This is a genomic window from Thermodesulfitimonas sp. (assembly GCF_052743955.1).
The window spans coordinates 1-5749 of record NZ_JBRAIN010000101.1 but is presented as its reverse complement, the minus strand read 5'-3'; the positions used below and the strand labels follow the sequence as shown (position 1 = coordinate 5749).

Genomic DNA, 5749 nt, shown 5'->3' with positions numbered 1-5749 from the left:
AAAAATTTGCTGGGAGTAGAGGAATTTCCCTGGAAAATGTAGAATATAGGTGAGGCTAAGTTCAACAGGGCCCTTTAAAATGGAGGAGCGGGACAGGCCTATAAAGTGGTGGGGGGGAATCAATGTTCGGTTTGGCACCGGATATCGGTATCGACTTAGGGACGGCGACCGTCCTGGTTTACGTCAAAGGCAAGGGAATTGTTTTAAAGGAACCTTCCGTGGTGGCCGTTAACCGGGATGATAACAAGGTGATTGCGGTGGGGGAGGAGGCCCGCCGGATGCTCGGGCGTACCCCCGGAAACATTATTGCGGTACGCCCACTCCGGGAGGGGGTCATTGCGGATTACGATGTCACCGAAAGAATGTTGCGGTATTTTTTAGAGAAGTGCGGGTGCAGGCGCTTTATACTGCGGCCGCGGGTGATGGTTTGTATCCCGACCGGGGTAACGAGCGTGGAGGAGCGGGCCGTGCGGCAGGCGGCCCTCCAGGCCGGAGCCCGGCAAGCCTTCCTGATCGAGGAACCAATGGCGGCGGCTCTTGGGGCAGGGATAGACGTGAGTGAGGCCAGCGGGTCAATGGTTATCGATATCGGCGGTGGAACGACCGATATCGCGGTACTTTCACTCGGCGGCATCGTTTGTTCGACCTCGACGCGCATAGGCGGGGATAAGTTTGACGAAGCCATCGTCCGGTACGTGCGGCGGGAGTTCAACCTGATCATTGGTGAACGATCCGCGGAGGAGCTGAAGATCGAAATCGGTACCGCTTATCCGGCGAATAATTCGGAACGCACGGCGGCTATTCGGGGAAGGGACCTGGTAAGCGGCCTGCCCCGCTCGGTGATGGTGACCAGCCGCCAGGTCTGGGAAGCGATTCAGGAGCCGCTCGAGGCTATCGTGGCGGCGGTTAAAGGGGTGCTGGAGCGGACACCGCCGGAATTGGCGGCCGATATCGTGGACAAGGGTATCGTTATGACGGGCGGGGGTTCGCTTCTTGAGGGAATAGACAAGCTTATCGCGCGCGAAACCGGCTTGCCCGTGTACGTGGCCGAGGATCCGGTTTCCTGTGTGGCTTTGGGCACTGGTCGTGCCTTGGGGATGCTCCACGTTCTCGCCCGCTCCCGGAACTGATTGGCACGGAGGGGATTTAGGATGACGCTTTACTGGCCGGTTAAGGGGAGCGCCAATACCGTCGCTACGGTGGAGGCTGCAATCACGCGGGCTAGAGAACTGGATATCCAGCATCTGGTGGTAGCCTCCTGCTCCGGAGAAACAGCCTCTCGTTTCATAGGGACGGGTCTTAGGGTGGTCTGTGTGACCCACCAGGTGGGTTTCGAGGCCCCCGGCGTTGACGAGATGAGCCCCGAAATGAGGGAGCGGCTCTCCCGCGCGGGCGTAAAACTGCTTACTACTACCCATCTAATGGCTGGGCTGGACCGGGCGTTACGGTTTAAGTTTGGCGGGCTCTACCCGGCAGAGCTTATTGCCGCTACCCTCCGGCTTTTCGGCCACGGGCTTAAGGTTTGCGTCGAGATTAGCGTAATGGCTCTTGACGCCGGACTTATTCCGGCAGGGGTGGATGTTGTGGCGGTAGGCGGCACCGCGAGCGGCGCGGATACGGCGGTGGTGATTCGGCCGGCTCATTCCCAGCACTTTTTCGAAACGAAGGTCCGCGAGATAATCTGTAAACCAAGGGATTTTTAGTTACGCCAGGTACTTAAAACCTGTCGCCCCAGCAAAACCGGCAAATTTATAATCATGCTAACAAGCCGGTACCTGCTGGGGCTTTTCCGGTGATAATGGTAAATAGAGACAAAATACGGCGTTTTTTTATCCTCTTTGCCCTGCTCGGGGTGGTGGTACTCCTGGTAAGTCCGGGGGTGCGCCGGGAGCGAGTGGGGTTGCCCGGCAACTTTAAGGTTGCGCCCGGGCTTTATCTTGTCGACTCCCAAAATATATCCCGGTTAGAGGGCCTTTCCGGTGTGGCGGTAGGGGAAGGGGTTACCGGAAAGCGCTTGGTCCGGATCGCCGCTTCTGTTTCTCTGTCTTCCCCAATCAAAGTCCAGCCATATACAAAAGAGGAGCGCCTTGCTCCGGAACTTAAGACGGGCGGGGATGGACGTTCAGATCCCCTCGTGGTTAACATCACCCTCTTTTCCCCAGACGAGAAGAGAGAGGTGGCCGCGGCGGTAGCGGCTGCCGGCGGCACCGTTTTACGCGGGCTCGACGAGGAAGACGCGGCGACGTTGCGGGTAAAGGTGCCGCGGGCGGCCCTCCAGAAGCTTGCCGCAGAAAATGGTGTGGTATGGATTGAACCGTATGCGCCGCGGCGTTTCTTAGTAGACCGGGCGGCAGCGGTAACCGGAACGGCGCCGCTCTTGTCACCGGGGTTTGTTGCTGCGGCGGGACTTTCCGGGAACGGTCAGATGGTGGGGGTGGCCGATAACGGGTTGGATAAAGGGAGCCTTGAGGACCTTCACCCTGATTTCGCGAGTACGCCAGGGCGGATGCCTAAGGTGGTTATGCTGCGTTCTTGGGCGGGGGGGCCGCTTGGGGACCGGACGGGGCACGGGACACACGTTGCCGGGACCATCGCCGGGACAGGGGCTGCCTCGGGTGGGCGTTACCGGGGTATCGCGCCGGGGAGCAGCATCTACTTCCAGGCGATCGCTAACGCGCAAGGGGAACTAGACCCGCCGGCGGACCTGATCTCTCTTTTCCGACCGGCCTACAGCGCTGGCGTGCGGGTACACGTCGACGGCTGGGGCGGTGGCAAAAACAGTTATACAGCTGTGGCGGCCCAGATCGACCGTTTTTGCTACTATAACCCTGATTTTTTGCCGGTTTTCGGCGCGGGCAACAGCGGTCCGACCGCCGGGAGCCTTACCGCGGAGGCCAACAGTAAGAACGCTCTGGTAGTAGGTGCGGCGGAGAATCCCCGGCCCCTTTTCGGTTATACCGGGAGGAAAGTGGCAGATTTTTCAAGCCGTGGCCCGACGGGTGACGGGCGGCTTAAGCCCGACCTGGTAGCGCCGGGCGCAGGGGTAATCGCACCGAGCTCGCGGCTGGCTCCCTCCCCGCCCGGGCAGGGCTACTACCGGCAGCTCGACGGGACGAGCATGGCGGCGGCCGTCGCCGGCGGCGCGGTGGTTCTGCTGCGCGAGTACCTGCAGCGGGAGGAAGGTTTGGCGACGCCGCCAGCAGCCCTTTTGAAAGCACTTTTGATCAACGGGGCGCACAAAGACTTTACGCCGGCCGGTGCGGGAGGCTTCGGGGAGCTTGACCTAATGGCTACGGTGCTGGCGCTTCGGGAGAAGACCTGCCGCTACGTAGTGCACCCGGGCTTGAGGGAAAAAGAGAGCCTCACTTACGAAATGAGGGTAACGGATGGGAGCGCACCTCTGAAGGTTACCCTCTGCTGGACCGACCCGCCAGCGCTGCCGGGAGCGGGTCCAGCCCTGGTCTGTGACCTGGATTTGGTAGTGGTAGGGCCGGACGGGTGCCGGTACCTCGGAAATGATTTTACGGATAGCGGTATGCCGGACAGGCTGAACAACGTGGAGCAAGTCGCCATCCCGCGGCCGGTACCGGGTCGCTACTTGATAACGGTTACTGCGGTCAGGTTGGGCGGCGGGGCGGCGTCCGGCCAGGCTTTCGCTCTGGCCTACGGTCAGGTGCCGCGCCGGGAGGTAGTGGAAGACTTCGCGAATGGCCGGGTGCAGCTATCGGGCGACGGCGGGGAGCTATCGCTGCCGCAGGAGATGGTAGCATTGGTTAACGGCCGGCGGGTAGCTCCGGAGGAGGCTTTAAGTCCCGGGACGGATATCTACTTGATCCCGGGAAAGAATAAGGCTTACGCCATCGGAGAGAAGCGAGTGGTGGCGCCAGCGAATTTTCTCGGGACGGAGAAGGGCGCGGTTGTAGTGTCGGAAAGCGGGTCGTTGCCGGACGGGGGTTATCTGTTGCGTCCGGCGCAAGTACGTGTAGGCGATACCTTGGTTGCACCGGCCGCGGTTCCTTCCGGGGTACGGGCCGAGCTCGGGATTAATCCGGCGACCCAGACGGTCTGGATGGCGCGTGCCGCCTGGGCGGAGAAGAAAGGGTTCCTTGCGGCAGTGGAAACAGCAAGGGTTGTATTAATTAACGGTACCACCTACCCCCTTGCTCCGGGATGCCGGATAAGTCGGGAAACGGGGATTGCTGGCCTTGACCCGTTAGACAGGCCCTTCGGTCCGCCTGAGCCTCCAGGTGAGCTGCCGCCGGGCCTCCCGATAACGTTGCGTTTGGACCCCGGAAGCGGTACCGTACTTCATATTGCGGTGCAGCAGGAGCTTGTTTCTGGATTTATAAAAAAAGTTTCCGGTACTGGCCTTTCTTTTGAGGACGGGCGCTTCTATCCCTTTTTCCCGGGTGCGGGGGTAAGCCGCGGCGGACGGGTACTTGCTTCAGCGGCGGAGCTTAAACCGGGTGAACATCTCACCGGCGTAGTTTTGCCTGGGAGAACCGCGTTGCTGCACGCCTGGGCGGACGGTGGTTTTCTTTACGGGGAGCTTCTCTTTCTGGATGCGGCGAAAAAAACGATCCATCTTCAGGACGTGAACGGCGACTACCGGGTCCTCGAGCTTGCCCCGGGCGCTGGCTTTTTCTGCGGTACGGTCAGCCTCAGCGCTGCGGCGCTCTTTCCGGGAGAGTGGGTCCGTTTGCAAACCGGACCGGACGGGCGGGTGGTACGAGCTGATCTATCAGGGGGGGTGCACCAGACTGCGGGGGTGATCGAAGGTTTTGATAGCGCGCACCTGATCATTTCCGTAAGTGGTACCACGTACCAGTTAAGCTCGCGGAGTTTGCTCTTGAAAAACGGCTGGCCGGTGACGGTAGACGACCTTCGGGCGGGGGAGCGTGTAACGGTGACCTTCTGGGAGGGGTCCGGGAGCTTACCGGTGGCCCTGGCGGTGAAGGCCGAGACCAACGCCCCGCGCCCAATCCTGGAAATTGCGCCCCATCTTTACGGGAAACCCCTGCAGGGTTGGACGAACGGGACGCGCCTCTACGTCTATCCGGGTGACGGGCAGCGGCTTACGGTTGCGGTTTACGGCGGGGAGTTTACCTGTACCGTTGGTCTCAAGACTGCGGCTGCGGTGCGGGTCGTAAGTGTGGATGAGCGCACGGGCGGCGTTAACGGGAGCTGGGTAGAGCTTTCCGGCCCGCGGACTTTTAGCGATATTGCGGATTCATGGGCGGCCCAGGAGATTGCGGCGCTTGCCGCCGAAGGGTTCCTCTGCGGTTATCCGGACGGAACCTTTCGCCCCGACGCCCCGGTTACCCGGGTGGAGTTAGCCGTTTTAGCGGCGCGTTTGTGGCCCGGTATCCCGTACGGCCCCGTTCCCACAGATGCACCAGCTTGGGCGCAGGATGCCGTTCGGTTGGCGGTTTACCGCGGCACCTTGGCGCTTTCCCCAGCAGGGCTTTTCCGCCCGGCGGCGGTGTTGGACCGGGTGGCCGTTGCGGCGGCGCTGGCTTCGCTCCTCCCGGGAAAGGCGCCCGGCGGTGCGGTCCCGCCGTTCCGCGACTGGGCAAAGGTGCCGGTGCAGGCAAGAGAGGCGGTAGCCGAACTTTACGCCCGCGGTGTGCTGCGGGGACGGCCGGATGGCCGGTTCGACCCCTTCGCTCCTCTGACGCGGGCGGAGGCGGCAGCCTTATTTTACCGGCTACGACTCTTACCGGAGTGAACTCGGGAAAGGGTAACGAAG

3 protein-coding genes are annotated in these 5749 nt (G+C 61.5%); all 3 read left to right on the top strand.

The genetic code is table 11. The features are described from left to right. Window positions 1-122 precede the first annotated feature (122 nt). The gene (locus ACUVTA_RS08160; RefSeq protein ID WP_445952458.1) at window positions 123-1130 is read left to right on the top strand and encodes a rod shape-determining protein; all 1008 of its coding nucleotides are present in this window, start codon (window positions 123-125) and stop codon (window positions 1128-1130) included. A gap of 21 nt (window positions 1131-1151) precedes the next feature. Next, window positions 1152-1703, top strand: coding sequence for a pyruvate kinase alpha/beta domain-containing protein (locus ACUVTA_RS08155; protein WP_445952457.1), 552 nt, complete (start codon window positions 1152-1154; stop codon window positions 1701-1703). Window positions 1704-1798: 95 nt separating this feature from the next. Then, window positions 1799-5728, top strand: a complete 3930-nt coding sequence (locus tag ACUVTA_RS08150; protein ID WP_445952459.1) for a S8 family serine peptidase — start codon at window positions 1799-1801, stop codon at window positions 5726-5728. The last annotated feature ends 21 nt before the right edge of the window (window positions 5729-5749 follow it).